The 14,271-nt window shown below is 40.2% G+C and carries 20 protein-coding genes and 1 tRNA gene; 19 read left to right on the top strand and 2 right to left on the bottom strand.

Features of this window, described 5'->3' with window-relative positions:
• Window positions 1-2 precede the first annotated feature (2 nt).
• The 3 genes from I585_RS08730 to I585_RS08720 all read left to right on the top strand — a co-directional run bounded on the left by I585_RS08730 (window position 3) and on the right by I585_RS08720 (window position 1,545).
• The gene (locus I585_RS08730) at window positions 3-689 is read left to right on the top strand and encodes a YjjG family noncanonical pyrimidine nucleotidase (protein ID WP_010742740.1); all 687 of its coding nucleotides are present in this window, start codon (window positions 3-5) and stop codon (window positions 687-689) included.
• 71 nt (window positions 690-760) lie between these two features.
• Window positions 761-1,387 carry a uridine kinase gene (udk, locus tag I585_RS08725; RefSeq protein WP_010742741.1) on the top strand — a complete coding sequence of 209 codons (627 nt, stop codon included), beginning with the start codon at window positions 761-763 and terminating at the stop codon, window positions 1,385-1,387.
• 74 nt (window positions 1,388-1,461) lie between these two features.
• Window positions 1,462-1,545 (top strand) — tRNA-Leu (locus tag I585_RS08720).
• 85 nt (window positions 1,546-1,630) lie between these two features.
• Here the strand turns inward: I585_RS08720 and gpmA are convergent.
• Window positions 1,631-2,317: a 2,3-diphosphoglycerate-dependent phosphoglycerate mutase gene (gene gpmA, locus I585_RS08715; protein ID WP_010742742.1), complete on the bottom strand. Its 687-nt coding sequence runs from the start codon at window positions 2,315-2,317 to the stop codon at window positions 1,631-1,633.
• Window positions 2,318-2,448: 131 nt separating this feature from the next.
• A complete protein-coding gene (rpiA, locus tag I585_RS08710) occupies window positions 2,449-3,129 on the bottom strand; it encodes a ribose-5-phosphate isomerase RpiA (protein WP_010742743.1) in 681 nt (226 codons plus the stop codon).
• A gap of 408 nt (window positions 3,130-3,537) precedes the next feature.
• Between rpiA and rpsL the strand changes: the two genes are divergently transcribed.
• The 16 genes from rpsL (at window position 3,538) to rpsQ (ending at window position 14,257) form a co-directional block, all read left to right on the top strand.
• Entirely contained in the window at window positions 3,538-3,951 is a 414-nt protein-coding gene (gene rpsL / locus I585_RS08705; RefSeq protein ID WP_010742744.1) for a 30S ribosomal protein S12, read from the top strand.
• Window positions 3,952-3,995: 44 nt separating this feature from the next.
• Window positions 3,996-4,466, top strand: a complete 471-nt coding sequence (gene rpsG / locus I585_RS08700; RefSeq protein ID WP_010742745.1) for a 30S ribosomal protein S7 — start codon at window positions 3,996-3,998, stop codon at window positions 4,464-4,466.
• An 80-nt stretch (window positions 4,467-4,546) separates the two neighbouring features.
• A complete protein-coding gene (gene fusA, locus I585_RS08695; RefSeq protein ID WP_010742746.1) occupies window positions 4,547-6,631 on the top strand; it encodes an elongation factor G in 2,085 nt (694 codons plus the stop codon).
• 161 nt (window positions 6,632-6,792) lie between these two features.
• Window positions 6,793-7,980, top strand: a complete 1,188-nt coding sequence (tuf, locus tag I585_RS08690) for an elongation factor Tu (protein ID WP_010742747.1) — start codon at window positions 6,793-6,795, stop codon at window positions 7,978-7,980.
• A 185-nt stretch (window positions 7,981-8,165) separates the two neighbouring features.
• The gene (locus tag I585_RS08685; protein ID WP_010742748.1) at window positions 8,166-8,918 is read left to right on the top strand and encodes a type 1 glutamine amidotransferase domain-containing protein; all 753 of its coding nucleotides are present in this window, start codon (window positions 8,166-8,168) and stop codon (window positions 8,916-8,918) included.
• Window positions 8,919-9,212: 294 nt separating this feature from the next.
• Window positions 9,213-9,521, top strand: a complete 309-nt coding sequence (gene rpsJ, locus I585_RS08680; RefSeq protein WP_010742749.1) for a 30S ribosomal protein S10 — start codon at window positions 9,213-9,215, stop codon at window positions 9,519-9,521.
• 21 nt (window positions 9,522-9,542) lie between these two features.
• Window positions 9,543-10,172 carry a 50S ribosomal protein L3 gene (rplC, locus tag I585_RS08675; RefSeq protein WP_010742750.1) on the top strand — a complete coding sequence of 210 codons (630 nt, stop codon included), beginning with the start codon at window positions 9,543-9,545 and terminating at the stop codon, window positions 10,170-10,172.
• A 27-nt stretch (window positions 10,173-10,199) separates the two neighbouring features.
• Entirely contained in the window at window positions 10,200-10,823 is a 624-nt protein-coding gene (rplD, locus tag I585_RS08670; protein ID WP_010742751.1) for a 50S ribosomal protein L4, read from the top strand.
• The gene (locus tag I585_RS08665) at window positions 10,823-11,113 is read left to right on the top strand and encodes a 50S ribosomal protein L23 (RefSeq protein WP_010742752.1); all 291 of its coding nucleotides are present in this window, start codon (window positions 10,823-10,825) and stop codon (window positions 11,111-11,113) included. Before rplD ends, I585_RS08665 begins: the two co-directional genes overlap by 1 nt.
• 44 nt (window positions 11,114-11,157) lie before the next feature.
• Entirely contained in the window at window positions 11,158-11,991 is an 834-nt protein-coding gene (rplB, locus tag I585_RS08660; RefSeq protein ID WP_010742753.1) for a 50S ribosomal protein L2, read from the top strand.
• 42 nt (window positions 11,992-12,033) lie between these two features.
• Window positions 12,034-12,312: a 30S ribosomal protein S19 gene (gene rpsS / locus I585_RS08655; protein WP_010742754.1), complete on the top strand. Its 279-nt coding sequence runs from the start codon at window positions 12,034-12,036 to the stop codon at window positions 12,310-12,312.
• A gap of 21 nt (window positions 12,313-12,333) precedes the next feature.
• Window positions 12,334-12,681 carry a 50S ribosomal protein L22 gene (rplV, locus tag I585_RS08650; RefSeq protein WP_010742755.1) on the top strand — a complete coding sequence of 116 codons (348 nt, stop codon included), beginning with the start codon at window positions 12,334-12,336 and terminating at the stop codon, window positions 12,679-12,681.
• Between the two features lie 13 nt (window positions 12,682-12,694).
• Window positions 12,695-13,351, top strand: a complete 657-nt coding sequence (gene rpsC / locus I585_RS08645) for a 30S ribosomal protein S3 (RefSeq protein ID WP_010742756.1) — start codon at window positions 12,695-12,697, stop codon at window positions 13,349-13,351.
• Window positions 13,352-13,353: 2 nt separating this feature from the next.
• Window positions 13,354-13,788 (top strand): 50S ribosomal protein L16, encoded by a 435-nt coding sequence (rplP, locus tag I585_RS08640; RefSeq protein WP_010742757.1) that lies wholly within the window; start codon window positions 13,354-13,356, stop codon window positions 13,786-13,788.
• The gene (gene rpmC, locus I585_RS08635) at window positions 13,778-13,969 is read left to right on the top strand and encodes a 50S ribosomal protein L29 (RefSeq protein WP_010742758.1); all 192 of its coding nucleotides are present in this window, start codon (window positions 13,778-13,780) and stop codon (window positions 13,967-13,969) included. The genes rplP and rpmC overlap by 11 nt, the downstream gene beginning before the upstream one ends.
• A 21-nt stretch (window positions 13,970-13,990) precedes the next feature.
• The gene (gene rpsQ / locus I585_RS08630; RefSeq protein ID WP_010742759.1) at window positions 13,991-14,257 is read left to right on the top strand and encodes a 30S ribosomal protein S17; all 267 of its coding nucleotides are present in this window, start codon (window positions 13,991-13,993) and stop codon (window positions 14,255-14,257) included.
• The last annotated feature ends 14 nt before the right edge of the window (window positions 14,258-14,271 follow it).

Below are 14,271 nucleotides of genomic sequence, written 5' to 3'. Positions count from 1 at the left end.
AGATGCGATACGAGACAATTTTATTTGATATTGATGATACATTGCTAGATTTTAAAGCAGCGGAAGAACAAGCGCTTAGCTGGTTGTTCCAAGATATGGGGGTAGAACCCTCATTATCAGTAAAAAATAATTATAAAAAAATGAATCATGGTTTTTGGCGCGATCATGAAGCAGGTTTGCTGTCACGCCAAGAGCTGCTAGACAATCGCTTTCGTTTATTTTTCGAACAGTATGAACGAGAAGTGGATGGACCCAATACCGAAGCACGTTATCGCCAGTATTTGAATCAAGGGTATCAATTGATCGCAAATAGTCTAGAGGTCGTAGAAGCTCTAAGTCAGAAAGAGGACCTTTACATCGTGACGAATGGTGTCTCCGTAACACAGCATCAGCGGTTGAAAAAATCGGGTCTAGCACCGTACTTCAAGAAATTCTTTATCTCTGAAGAAATGGGTGTTCATAAACCGATGAAAGAATTTTTTGATATTGTTTTTTCTGAGATTCCACGTTTGAATAAGGAAAAGACGGTGATCATTGGTGATTCTTTAACCTCAGATATCAAAGGCGGACAAGTGGCTGGCATTGATACGATCTGGATGAATCCACAACAACAAGAACCAAATGAGATCAAACCGACATTTCAAATTAAAGAATTGACCGACCTCTATCAAATTTTAGAAGAATTTTGAGTTTTTAATAGCAATTTAACGGTGTTTCGCTATAATAGGACTAATGAAAAAACGAAAGAGGTTTTATTTGCATGAAAAACAAGCCGATCATTATTGGTGTAACAGGCGGTTCAGGCAGTGGGAAGACGAGTGTCAGTCGTGCGATCTACAATCGATTTCCAAATCATTCTATTATGATGTTGGAGCATGATTCTTATTATAAAGACCAAAGCGGTATCAGCTTTGATGAACGATTAAAAACAAATTACGACCATCCATTTGCCTTTGACACAGATTTATTGATCGAGCATCTAAAAGGATTAACGAGTTACCAAACGGTGGAAGTACCAATTTATGATTACGTAGCACATACACGCAGTGATCAAGTTTATGTACAGGAACCGAAGGAAGTTATTATAGTAGAAGGTATTCTAATTTTGGAAGACGAGCGCTTGCGAGACTTGATGGATATAAAAATCTACGTGGATACGGATGACGATACCCGAATCATTCGTCGAATTAAGCGTGACATGAATGAACGCGGTCGAACGTTAGATTCAGTGATTGATCAATATCTGACCGTAGTGAAGCCGATGTATCATCAATTTATTGAACCAACGAAACGTTATGCAGATATCATCGTGCCAGAAGGCGGAGAAAATCATGTAGCGATTGATTTGATTGCTACAAAGGTTGCAAGTTTTTTGAATCATGATTAAAGCGTTGGGTTTCCCAGCGTTTTTTTTTATTAAAATCTTTATTTTGTGCTAAAATAAAGAAGTGATTTATAATCGCGGTCGTGGCGGAATTGGCAGACGCGCTAGCTTCAGGCGCTAGTGGTAGTAATACCGTGGAAGTTCGAGTCTTCTCGGCCGCATAAAAAAAGACATGAAAAGAATTTTTTCTTTTCATGTCTTTTTTTATACAGAAAACCCGGCCCAATTATTGAGCCGGGGAGAATTTTATAAATAGTATTTTTTAGCTACTGTTAGGTCATCGTTTAATTCATAAACCAATGGTTGACCTGTTGGGATTTCTAAGTCCATGATATCTGCATCAGAAATGCCTTCGATATGTTTAGCTAATGCACGCAATGAATTACCATGCGCAGCAACTAAAACAGTTTTGTCATCTTTCAAAGCAGGAGCGATTTCATCTTGCCAGAAAGGCAGTGCACGTTCCAAAGTAACTTTTAGGTTTTCGCCGCCAGGAATATCGCGAGGGTCTAACATTGCATAACGACGTTCTTGTGCTGCTGAACCTTCGTCAGTAGCTTCCATCAATGGAGGTAATACGTCGTATGAACGGCGCCAGATATGAACTTGTTCGTCACCGTATTTTTCAGCGGTTTCTTTTTTGTTCAATCCTTGCAATTTACCATAGTGACGTTCGTTTAAGCGCCAAGATTTAATCGTTGGTACCCAAAGTTGATCAGAGTATTCTAAAATCAAGTCACAAGTTTTGATCGCACGAGTTAAAACAGATGTGTAAGCTACATCGAATTCAATTCCTGCTTCTTTAATTTTACGTCCGCCTTCTTTTGCTTCTTCGACACCTTCTGGAGCCAAATCAACGTCTGCCCAGCCTGTAAATTGGTTCAATTTGTTCCATTCACTTAAGCCGTGACGAGAAAAAACTAATTTTGGCATATCATTCTCTCCTTTTGAAATTTCTGAAATTTTCAATTCCTGATTCATTGTACAATGTTTCTGCCATGATTTCCATTAAATTGAGTGTGTTTTTTATCAAATCACGAGCTTTAAAGGGATTTTTATAAAAATTATTTTCCAGGTACTTCGAGGATTTTTGGCCCTTCTGGCGTGCCGACGATTACACGCGATATCATATCAATGAATAATCCGTGCTCAACAACACCCACACAAGCGTCCAATTCTTCAGCTAATGCATGAGGATCTTCAATCGTATCTAGGTGCAGATCAATAATGTAATGCCCGCCATCTGTTAACAAATATTCATTGGCGTCATTCATGCGCCAAGTCGGAGTATAGCCGCGCGATTCAAATAAACGAAAAACGTTATGACTACCAAATGGTACGACTTCAACTGGTAAAGGGAATTTACCCAGTTTATTGACCATCTTGCTTTCGTCTACGATCCACATGCAGTCTTTTGAATAAGTTGCTACCACTTTCTCGAAAAGCAGAGCTGCGCCGCCGCCTTTGATACCTTGGAAGTCATCGCTGATTTCATCTGCACCATCAATAGTAAGATCGACGGATTCCACATCATCGATAGCTTTCAGAGGAATGCCTAATTCTTTTGCTTGCTCCTCTGTTTTAGATGAAGTTACTACACCAGTAATCTTCAAGCCTTCTTCGTTTACTCGACGCCCTAATTCTTTTACTAAGTAATAAGCCGTAGATCCAGTTCCTAATCCGACAATCATCCCGTCTTTGACATATTTCGCTGCTTCGATCCCAACTAACTCTTTCAAATTCATTGAAAATCCCACCTTCTGCTAAGTTACGTCCATTGTAATCGCAAAAAAAGAAAAAAGATAGCCTTTTCAGTAAAAAAGACCAAAAAAGTGAATGCGTTTTACTTACTGTCTTTATGAGGAAAAAAGCCAATTGGAATAGAATGGAATTTTTCTTAGTCCAAATATTTTATGTAAAAAAACTACTTGAGAATAAAAGAAGAAAAAAGTCCAGAATGTTTGTTGACAGTAAAATCCAACCGTGGTATGCTATCAAAGGTGCTTTGTGAACAGGTCTCTCGAATGGGACGTGCTGACTGTGTCAAGGTACGCTTGATAGAGAATGCAGGGATGCATTATTTTTTATCGCCGAAAAAGAACCACCAGGATGTGTGGTACTAGAAAGCGAATCGAGGAAGGAGGAAACAAGGAATGCCTACAATTAACCAATTAGTACGTAAACCTCGTAAATCAAAGGTGGAAAAATCAAATTCACCAGCATTGAACAAAGGATATAATAGCTTTAAAAAAGCTCAAACAAACGTGAACTCACCACAAAAACGTGGAGTTTGTACACGTGTGGGGACTATGACACCTAAGAAACCTAACTCAGCGTTACGTAAGTATGCTCGTGTTCGTTTGTCAAACTTGATTGAAGTAACAGCTTATATTCCAGGTATCGGCCATAACCTACAAGAACATAGTGTTGTTCTATTACGTGGTGGACGTGTAAAAGATTTACCAGGGGTACGTTACCATATCGTTCGTGGCGCACTAGACACTGCCGGTGTAAACGATCGTAAACAAAGCCGTTCTAAATACGGTACTAAAAAACCTAAAGCTTAATCAAACGAATAGATAAGACATATTTTCGGAAGGAGGAGTTACGTATGACTCGTAAAGGAATGATTGCAAAACGTGATGTTTTGCCAGATCCTATGTATAACTCTAAGTTAGTAACTCGTTTAATCAACCGTGTAATGGTTGACGGCAAACGTGGTACTGCTTCAAATATCGTATACAATGCTTTTAGCACAATTAAAGAATCAACAGGAAATGATCCATTGGAAGTTTTCGAACAAGCAATGGAGAATATTATGCCTGTATTAGAAGTTAAAGCTCGCCGGGTTGGGGGTTCTAACTATCAAGTACCCGTTGAAGTACGTCCAGAACGTCGTACTACATTGGGATTGCGTTGGGTTGTTAACTTCGCTCGTTTACGCGGCGAACATACAATGGAAGAACGCTTAGCGAAAGAACTTATGGATGCTGCTAATAACACTGGTGCTTCTGTTAAAAAACGCGAAGATACACACAAAATGGCGGAAGCCAACCGTGCATTTGCTCATTATCGTTGGTAAGATTTTTTCTGCCGACGAAAGTTGGCAGAAAAACGACTCAACAATACTAATTTCAATTTAAGAGAGGAGCAAACAAAGAAATGGCAAGAGAATTTTCTCTAGACAATACTCGTAATATCGGGATCATGGCCCACGTTGATGCAGGTAAAACTACAGCAACTGAGCGTATCTTGTACTACACTGGTAAAATCCATAAAATTGGTGAAACCCACGAAGGCGCTTCTCAAATGGACTGGATGGAACAAGAACAAGAACGTGGTATCACGATCACTTCTGCTGCAACAACTGCACAATGGAAGGGTCACCGCGTAAATATTATTGATACCCCAGGACACGTGGACTTCACAATTGAAGTTCAACGTTCATTACGTGTTCTTGACGGTGCGGTAACTGTGTTGGACTCACAATCAGGTGTAGAACCACAAACAGAAACTGTTTGGCGTCAAGCAACAGAATACGCTGTACCACGTATTGTATTCTGTAACAAAATGGATAAAATCGGTGCGGACTTCCTTTATTCAGTGAGCACTTTACATGATCGTTTACAAGCGAATGCTCATCCAATCCAATTACCAATTGGTGCTGAAGATGACTTCACTGGTATTATCGACCTAGTTAAAATGAAAGCTGAAATCTACACAAATGATTTAGGGACTGAAATCCAAGAGACTGAAATCCCTGCAGATTATCAAGAGTTAGCTGAAGAATGGCGTGAAAAATTAGTTGAAGCAGTTGCTGATACTGATGAAGACCTAATGATGAAATTCTTAGAAGGTGAAGAAATCACTGATGAAGAATTAAAAGCGGGTATCCGTAAAGCTACACTAGCTGTTGATTTCTATCCAGTTTTATGTGGATCAGCATTCAAAAATAAAGGGGTTCAATTGATGTTGGATGCAGTCATTGACTATCTTCCAGCACCTACTGACGTACCTGCAATCAAAGGTTTTAACCCTAAAACTGACGAAGAAACTGAACGTCCGGCTGATGATTCAGCTCCATTCTCATCACTAGCGTTTAAAGTTATGACTGACCCATTCGTAGGTCGTTTAACATTCTTCCGTGTTTATTCAGGTGTTTTAAACTCTGGTTCATACGTTTTGAACGCATCTAAAGGCAAACGTGAACGTATTGGTCGTATCTTGCAAATGCATGCAAATACTCGTAAAGAAATCGATACAGTTTACTCAGGTGATATCGCTGCCGCTGTTGGATTGAAAGATACAACAACTGGGGATACACTTTGTGCTGAAGATGCACCAGTTATTTTAGAATCTATCGAATTCCCTGATCCAGTTATCGAAGTTGCTGTTGAACCAAAATCAAAAGCTGACCAAGATAAAATGGGTATTGCATTACAAAAACTTGCTGAAGAAGATCCATCATTCCGCGTTGAAACAAACGTTGAAACTGGCGAAACTGTTATCGCTGGTATGGGTGAACTTCACTTGGACGTTTTGGTCGACCGTATGCGTCGTGAATTTAAAGTAGAGGCAAACGTTGGTGCGCCTCAAGTATCTTATCGTGAAACATTCCGTGCTGCGACAAATGCAGAAGGTAAGTTTGTACGTCAGTCTGGTGGTAAAGGTCAATACGGTCACGTATGGATCGAATTTACGCCAAACGAAGAAGGTGCCGGCTTTGAATTTGAAAATGCAATTGTCGGTGGTGTGGTTCCTCGTGAATACATTCCAGCAGTTGAAAAGGGATTAGAAGATTCAATGGCAAACGGTGTACTAGCTGGTTATCCATTGGTTGATATTAAAGCGAAACTTTATGATGGTTCATACCATGATGTCGATTCGAATGAAACGGCCTTCCGTGTAGCTGCGTCTATGGCGCTCCGTGCTGCTGCGAAGAAAGCTAGCCCTGCGATTCTTGAACCAATGATGAAGGTTACGATTACTGTTCCAGAAGATTACTTAGGTGATGTTATGGGTCACGTAACTGCTCGTCGTGGTCGTGTTGAAGGTATGGAAGCTCATGGTAACGCACAAATCGTTAACGCTATTGTACCGTTAGCTGAAATGTTCGGTTACGCAACAACGCTTCGTTCTTCTACTCAAGGACGCGGAACATTCATGATGGTCTTTGACCACTATGAAGATGTACCAAAATCTGTTCAAGAAGAGATTATTAAGAAAAACGGCGGCAAAGCTGAATAATTCTTAAAAGTCAATTGATTTTGGCAGGTTTCTAGTAAAAGACCTATATTTTTAACAGTATTTCATGTAAAATAATTAACTGATGATATGGGCTCGTATCGCTTCTGCGGTACGGACCTATCAGAATAAAAAACAAAACTCATTTAGGAGGAACATTTTAAATGGCTAAAGAAAAATTTGACCGTTCAAAACCCCATGTTAACATTGGTACTATCGGACACGTTGACCATGGTAAAACTACTTTAACAGCAGCAATTACAACTGTACTTGCTAAAAAAGGCGGCGCGACTGCTATGGATTACGCACAAATTGATGGTGCTCCAGAAGAACGCGAACGCGGAATCACTATTAACACTGCTCACGTTGAGTATGAAACTGACAACCGTCACTATGCTCACGTTGACTGCCCAGGACACGCGGACTACGTTAAAAACATGATCACTGGTGCTGCACAAATGGACGGAGCTATCTTAGTAGTATCTGCTGCTGATGGTCCTATGCCTCAAACTCGTGAACACATCTTGTTATCTCGTAACGTTGGTGTTCCTTACATCGTTGTATTCTTAAACAAAATGGATATGGTTGATGATGAAGAATTACTAGAATTAGTTGAAATGGAAGTTCGTGACTTATTGTCAGAATACGACTTCCCAGGCGACGACACTCCAGTTATCGCTGGTTCAGCTTTGAAAGCTTTAGAAGGCGATGCTTCATACGAAGAAAAAATCTTAGAATTAATGGCTGCTGTTGATGAATATATCCCAACACCAGTTCGTGATACTGACAAACCATTCATGATGCCAGTCGAAGATGTATTCTCAATCACTGGTCGTGGAACTGTTGCAACTGGTCGTGTTGAACGTGGACAAGTTCGCGTTGGTGACGAAGTTGAAATCGTTGGTATTGCTGAAGCAACTGCTAAAACAACTGTTACAGGTGTTGAAATGTTCCGTAAATTGTTAGATTACGCTGAAGCAGGCGATAACATTGGTGCATTGTTACGTGGTGTTGCACGTGAAGACATCCAACGTGGACAAGTATTGGCTAAACCAGCTTCAATCACTCCACATACAAAATTCTCTGCAGAAGTTTACGTTTTAACTAAAGAAGAAGGCGGACGTCATACTCCATTCTTCACTAACTACCGTCCTCAGTTCTACTTCCGTACAACTGACGTAACTGGTGTAGTTGATCTACCAGAAGGTACTGAAATGGTAATGCCTGGTGATAACGTAACTATGGAAGTTGAATTAATCCACCCAATCGCGATCGAAGACGGAACTCGTTTCTCTATTCGTGAAGGCGGACGTACTGTTGGTTCAGGCGTTGTAACTACAATTAAAGCTTAATCAACCTACAACTTAAAATTTGCTCGGACGTAAAGAGTCACCGATTTATCGGTGACTCTTTTTTTGTTAGTTACACGTTCACATTTCGAATTGCTGGTTAAAACTGATTTAGATGCTATCGTTTCAAATTTATTAAAAATTCTAGTACGATACCAATGTAAATCTTTTGAAAGGAGAGGTGTAATATGATCCTTATTCCATTGCCTCATTACGGGTTCGATCCAACAGAATCAGCGGTGCCTTGGGAATACCTAACGAGCCGAGGGGTTGAAATCGTTTTTGCGACGCCCAACGGAAAGGCTGCTGCTGCGGATGAGCGCCTAATCACGGGTAGAGGTTTTGGCGTTTTCAAGACTTTTTTAATGGCAAATGATACAGCGATCGAGGCGTACCAACGAATGAGTGCGGATACCGCATTTAAGCATCCGATCAGTTATTCGGAGATCAAAGCAAGCGACTACGATGGACTTATATTGCCAGGAGGGCACGATAAAGGAATGAAGACTTATTTAGAGTCCACAGTCTTACAAGCAAAAGTTGCAAAATTCTTTGCTGAAAAGAAAATAATAGGTGCGATCTGTCATGGTACTGTTTTAGCAATTAGAACGATAAATCCGCAAAATCAACGATCCGTACTCTATGATTATCAAACAACTTCTCTGTTAAAAATGCAGGAAATGAGTGCGTACTATTTAACGGTGCTATGGCTGAGTGATTATTATCGAACCTATCCAATAACAGTGGAGGATGAAGTGAAATCTGGTCTGAAAAGTTCGAAACAATTTCAATCAGGTGTATTTTCACTACGTCGTGATTCTCTAAAGAATGAATCGCCAGCATTTGTCACGGAAGATCGTAATTATCTTTCAGCTCGCTGGCCTGGAGATGCGTATACCTTTTCAAAGAGATTTTATCATCTGTTAAAAAAGGTGAAATGAATACCTATATAATAGGAAAGAAAATTTTTTCTATCTATTAAATTTTACTGTTTTCTGAAAATAGGACGAAAAATCGAAAATCACTCAGAAAATCCTTGCAATCATAGGTCTCATATAATATAATCATAAAGGTGCTGTTTGCAGGAGTGCAACAAACACTGGGGGGTTCGAAAAGAATCCGTCGGCTTTGAAACGAGAGGTTGCGACACGCCCGGACGCTTTGCCACGAACGAGCGTGACGGAGATTTTCGTGGAGCTATGTCTACTTTTAAAATAGGCGAAGGAGGGAACAAGATGGCAAAACAAAAAATTCGTATCCGTTTAAAAGCGTATGAACATGGTATTTTAGATCAATCAGCGGATAAAATCGTGGAAACTGCAAAAAGAACTGGAGCTGGCGTTTCAGGTCCAATTCCATTACCAACTGAACGCAGTCTTTACACTGTAATCCGTGCGACTCATAAATACAAAGATTCACGCGAACAATTCGAAATGCGGACTCACAAACGTTTAATCGACATTGTGAACCCAACACCGAAGACAGTTGATGCTTTAATGAAGCTTGACTTACCATCAGGTGTGAATATTGAAATCAAACTATAATAAGAAGATGGAGGTGTAATCATGACCAAAGGAATCTTAGGGAAAAAAGTGGGAATGACTCAAATCTTCACAGAATCTGGTGAATTAATTCCAGTTACTGTTATCGAAGCTACTCCAAACGTTGTTTTACAAGTGAAAACAATGGAAAATGATGGTTACGAAGCAGTTCAATTAGGTTACCAAGATATGCGTGAAGTTTTGTCTAACAAACCTGCGAAAGGTCATGTTGCAAAAGCAAACACGGCTCCTAAGCGCTTCATTCGAGAATTCAAAGATGTTGAGCTAGGAGACTATGAAGTAGGTAAAGAAGTGAAAGTTGATACTTTCCAAGCTGGAGACATCATTGATGTTACCGGAACGACTAAAGGTAAAGGATTCCAAGGCGTTATCAAACGTCATGGACAAAGCCGCGGCCCAATGGCTCACGGTTCTCGTTACCACCGTCGTCCTGGATCTATGGGTCCTGTTGCACCAAACCGCGTATTTAAAAATAAAAAATTAGCTGGTCGTATGGGCGGCAATCGCGTGACAATTCAAAATCTTGAAGTTGCTCGTGTTGACGTTGAACGCAACGCTATCTTAGTTAAGGGTAATGTACCTGGAGCTAAAAAATCATTAATCACTATCAAAAAAGCTGTAAAAGCTAAATAATAGTTAGAGGAAAGGAGGAACTAAGGAATGCCAACTGTAGCATTATTCAAACAAGATGGAACTCAAAACGGTGACATCACTTTAAATGAAGAAATCTTCGGAATTGAACCAAATGAGAGTGTTGTTTACGATGCAATCGTTATGCAACGCGCGTCATTAAGACAAGGAACACACGCTGTGAAAAATCGTAGCGCAGTTCGTGGCGGTGGTCGCAAACCATGGCGTCAAAAAGGAACTGGACGTGCTCGTCAAGGTTCTATCCGTTCACCACAATGGCGTGGAGGTGGTATCGTCTTCGGACCTACACCACGTTCATACAGCTACAAACTTCCTAAAAAAGTTCGTCGCTTAGCAATTAAATCTGTTTTGTCAGAAAAAGTTGCTGAAAATAATTTAGTTGCTGTTGACGCTTTAAGCTTTGACGCACCTAAAACAAAAGAATTCAAGCAAGTATTAACTGGCTTGTCTATCGATTCTAAGGTATTAGTTGTTCTTGAAACAGAAAACGAAGTTGCTGGGTTAGCTGCTCGTAACTTATCAAACGTGACTGTAACTACTTCAAACAACGTTACTGTATTAGATGTAGTCGCTAATGAAAAAATCTTAGCAACGCAAACCGCTCTTACTCAAATTGAGGAGGTGCTTGCATAATGAACTTACTAGACGTAATTAAACGCCCGGTGATCACTGAAAAATCTATGTTAGACATGGATGAAAAGAAATATACTTTCGAAGTTGACACTCGTGCGAATAAAACTTTAGTTAAACAAGCGGTTGAAGCTGCTTTTGACGTTAAAGTTAAAAATGTAAACATTATGAATGCTAAACCAAAAGCAAAACGTATGGGTAAATATCAAGGCTTCACGAAAAAACGTCGCAAAGCTGTTGTGACTTTATCTGAAGACTCAAAAGAAATTCAACTTTTTGACGCTGCTGAATAAGCGTCAGAAAATCACTAGTAAAGTAAGTAGGAGGGAAACTAGACGTGGCGATTAAAAAGTACAAACCTACCACAAATGGTCGTCGTAATATGACAAGTTCTGATTTCGCTGAAATCACGACTTCAACGCCTGAAAAGACGTTATTAGAACCATTGAAAAACAACGCCGGTCGTAACAACAACGGTCGAATCACTGTACGTCATCAAGGTGGCGGACATAAACGTCAATACCGTGTTATCGATTTTAAACGTAACAAAGATAACGTGGTTGCTACAGTTCAAACGATCGAGTACGATCCAAACCGCTCAGCAAACATTGCATTAGTTCATTATACAGACGGAGTGAAAGCTTACATCTTGGCCCCTAAAGGCTTGGAAGTTGGCATGACAATCGTATCTGGAACAGATGCAGATATCAAAATCGGAAATACTTTACCACTTGAAAACATTCCAGTTGGTACTGTAATCCACAACATTGAAATGAAACCCGGCAAAGGCGGACAATTAATCCGTTCAGCTGGTACAAGTGCTCAAGTACTTGGTAAAGAAGGAAAATACGTATTAGTACGTTTAAACTCTGGCGAAGTTCGTATGATCTTAGCTACTTGCCGTGCAACCATTGGTTCTGTTGGTAACGAACAACACGAATTGATCAACATCGGTAAAGCTGGTCGTTCTCGTTGGATGCGTAAACGTCCAACAGTACGTGGTAGCGTAATGAACCCTAACGATCACCCACACGGTGGTGGTGAAGGTAAAGCTCCAGTCGGACGTAAAGCTCCAGTATCTCCTTGGGGACAACCTGCATTGGGTTATAAAACACGTAACAAGAAGGCTGCGTCTGATAAACTTATCGTACGTCGTCGTAAGACTAAATAGAACCATTGACTATGTGTCGCATATTTTGAGAGGAGGTACACCATGGGTCGTAGTTTGAAAAAAGGACCTTTCGTTGATGACCATTTGATGAAAAAGGTCGAAGCGCAACAAGGTGTTGAAAAGAAAAAAGTTATTAAAACTTGGTCTCGTCGTTCAACAATTTTCCCTAGTTTTGTAGGATTTACAATTGCTGTTTATGACGGACGCAAACATGTGCCAGTTTACATCCAGGAAGACATGGTAGGACATAAATTAGGTGAATTTGCACCATCAAGAACTTATCGTGGACATGCCGCCGACGATAAGAAAACAAGACGTTAATTTTGAGGGGAGGATATTAACATGGCAGAACAAATTACATCAGCTAAGGCAACTGCGAAAACAGTTCGCACTTCTCCTCGCAAGGCGCGTTTAGTTATCGATCTTATTAGAGGAAAAAGCGTAGCGGAAGCAATTTCGATTTTGAAATTTACACCAAATAAATCTGCTGGAATCATTGAAAAAGTTATGATGTCAGCTGTTGCTAACGCAGAAAACAACTTTGACTTAGATGTTGAAAATTTGGTAGTTTCTGAAGCATTTGTTAACGAAGGACCAACAATGAAACGTTTCCGTCCACGTGCAAAAGGTTCAGCTTCACCAATTAACAAACGTACAAGTCATATTACCGTTGTGGTATCAGAAAAATAGGGAGGGATAATCAGTGGGTCAAAAAGTAAATCCTATTGGAATGCGTGTAGGCATTATCCGTGAGTGGGATGCTAAATGGTATGCCGAAAAAGAGTATGCTGAATTTCTACACGAAGATTTGAGAATCCGTAAGTTCATCGCAACTAAACTTGCTGATGCCGCTGTGTCAACAGTTGAAATCGAACGCGCTGCAAATCGTGTAAACATTTCAATCCACACAGCTAAGCCTGGCATGGTTATCGGTAAAGGCGGATCTGAAGTTGAAAGCCTAAGAAAAGAATTAAATAAATTAACTGGTAAACGAGTTCACATCAACATTGTTGAAATCAAAAAACCAGATTTAGATGCAAAACTAGTCGGAGAAGGAATTGCACGTCAATTAGAAAACCGTGTTGCTTTCCGCCGTGCGCAAAAACAAGCGATCCAACGCACTATGCGTTCAGGCGCTAAAGGAATCAAAACTCAAGTATCTGGTCGTTTGAATGGTGCGGATATCGCTCGTTCAGAAGGATACTCAGAAGGTACTGTTCCTCTTCATACATTGCGTGCAGATATCGACTACGCTTGGGAAGAAGCGAATACAACATACGGAAAACTAGGAGTTAAAGTGTGGATTTATCGTGGAGAAATTCTTCCTACAAAGAAAAACACTGAGAAAGGAGGGAAATAATCATGTTAGTACCTAAACGTGTAAAACACCGTCGTGAATTCCGCGGTAAAATGCGTGGAGAAGCTAAAGGTGGTAAAGAAATCGCATTTGGTGAATTCGGCTTACAAGCTGTTGAATCACACTGGATCACTAACCGCCAAATCGAAGCATCACGTATCGCTATGACTCGTTACATGAAACGTGGTGGGAAAGTATGGATTAAGATTTTCCCTCATAAATCATATACATCAAAAGCCATCGGCGTACGTATGGGTAAAGGTAAAGGGGCTCCTGAAGGCTGGGTTTCACCAGTTAAACGCGGTAAGATTATGTTTGAAATCGCCGGCGTTCCTGAAGAAGTTGCGCGTGAAGCATTACGTCTTGCCTCTCACAAATTACCAATGAAGACTAAGATCGTAAAACGCGAGGAAATGGGTGGTGAATCGAATGAAGGTTAAAGATATCAGAGAATTAACCACTGCCGAAATGCTAGATCAAGAAAAACAATTAAAAGAAGAATTGTTCAATCTTAGATTTCAATTAGCAACAGGTCAATTAGAAAACACTGCACGTATTAAAGAAGTACGTAAATCGATTGCACGCATTAAAACTGTGTTGCACGAGCAAGCTGACAAATAGTGGAAGGAGGCCATTTCCAGTATGACTGAAGAAAGAAATCAACGTAAAGTTTATCAAGGACGCGTGGTATCTGACAAAATGGACAAAACGATCACTGTTGTCGTTGAGACCAAGAAGAACCATCCAATCTACGGTAAGCGTATGAAGTATTCTAAAAAATACAAAGCTCACGATGAAAACAATGAAGCAAAAATTGGCGATATCGTGAAAATCATGGAAACTCGTCCATTATCAGCTACCAAACGTTTCCGTCTGGTTGAAATTGTTGAAAAAGCAGTGATTATCTAATCACACGAGATTTT

Origin of the sequence: Enterococcus malodoratus ATCC 43197 (assembly GCF_000407185.1) — a bacterium.
Classification (GTDB): Bacteria; Bacillota; Bacilli; order Lactobacillales; family Enterococcaceae; genus Enterococcus_A; species Enterococcus_A malodoratus.
This window is presented reverse-complemented; position numbering and strand designations above follow the sequence as displayed.

Coding starts and splice junctions, on each gene's coding strand:
- gpmA (WP_010742742.1), bottom strand. CDS start 2,317: ATGCCAAAATTAGTTTTTTCTCGTCACGGCTTAAGTGAATGGAACAAA.
- rplD (WP_010742751.1), top strand. CDS start 10,200: ATGCCAACTGTAGCATTATTCAAACAAGATGGAACTCAAAACGGTGAC.
- rpsS (WP_010742754.1), top strand. CDS start 12,034: ATGGGTCGTAGTTTGAAAAAAGGACCTTTCGTTGATGACCATTTGATG.
- rpsJ (WP_010742749.1), top strand. CDS start 9,213: ATGGCAAAACAAAAAATTCGTATCCGTTTAAAAGCGTATGAACATGGT.
- rpsL (WP_010742744.1), top strand. CDS start 3,538: ATGCCTACAATTAACCAATTAGTACGTAAACCTCGTAAATCAAAGGTG.
- udk (WP_010742741.1), top strand. CDS start 761: ATGAAAAACAAGCCGATCATTATTGGTGTAACAGGCGGTTCAGGCAGT.
- rplC (WP_010742750.1), top strand. CDS start 9,543: ATGACCAAAGGAATCTTAGGGAAAAAAGTGGGAATGACTCAAATCTTC.
- rpmC (WP_010742758.1), top strand. CDS start 13,778: ATGAAGGTTAAAGATATCAGAGAATTAACCACTGCCGAAATGCTAGAT.
- rplP (WP_010742757.1), top strand. CDS start 13,354: ATGTTAGTACCTAAACGTGTAAAACACCGTCGTGAATTCCGCGGTAAA.
- I585_RS08730 (WP_010742740.1), top strand. CDS start 3: ATGCGATACGAGACAATTTTATTTGATATTGATGATACATTGCTAGAT.
- fusA (WP_010742746.1), top strand. CDS start 4,547: ATGGCAAGAGAATTTTCTCTAGACAATACTCGTAATATCGGGATCATG.
- rplV (WP_010742755.1), top strand. CDS start 12,334: ATGGCAGAACAAATTACATCAGCTAAGGCAACTGCGAAAACAGTTCGC.
- tuf (WP_010742747.1), top strand. CDS start 6,793: ATGGCTAAAGAAAAATTTGACCGTTCAAAACCCCATGTTAACATTGGT.
- I585_RS08685 (WP_010742748.1), top strand. CDS start 8,166: ATGATCCTTATTCCATTGCCTCATTACGGGTTCGATCCAACAGAATCA.
- rpsQ (WP_010742759.1), top strand. CDS start 13,991: ATGACTGAAGAAAGAAATCAACGTAAAGTTTATCAAGGACGCGTGGTA.
- rpiA (WP_010742743.1), bottom strand. CDS start 3,129: ATGAATTTGAAAGAGTTAGTTGGGATCGAAGCAGCGAAATATGTCAAA.
- rpsG (WP_010742745.1), top strand. CDS start 3,996: ATGACTCGTAAAGGAATGATTGCAAAACGTGATGTTTTGCCAGATCCT.
- I585_RS08665 (WP_010742752.1), top strand. CDS start 10,823: ATGAACTTACTAGACGTAATTAAACGCCCGGTGATCACTGAAAAATCT.